Annotated in this window: 1 protein-coding gene; it reads left to right on the forward strand. The window is 73.5% G+C overall.

The window, feature by feature from the left end; translation table 11 throughout:
- Positions 1 to 219 (forward strand): MerR family transcriptional regulator (locus ILP86_RS19500; RefSeq protein ID WP_193762730.1); only part of this gene is annotated, 219 nt, incomplete at both ends.

A 219-nucleotide genomic window follows, 5' to 3' on the forward strand; every position in this document is an offset into this window, starting at 1 on the left:
GCCCAGGCGCTCGGCGTCCGCTCCTCCGCACTGCGGCACTGGGAGCGAGAAGGGCTCGTGCGCCCCCTTCGGCGTGCAGGATCGGTCCGCTCCTACGACTCCGCTGGGATCACCGAGGCGCGGATCGCCGCCGCCCTGCGTTCGGGCGGCTACGGCATCCCCGCCGTTTCGCGGATCATCGACGAGGTGCGCGCGCACGGTGACACCGCGCAGGTGCAG

It is taken from the genome of Microbacterium sp. R1 (assembly GCF_015159725.1).
GTDB lineage: Bacteria > Actinomycetota > Actinomycetes > Actinomycetales > Microbacteriaceae > Microbacterium > Microbacterium oxydans.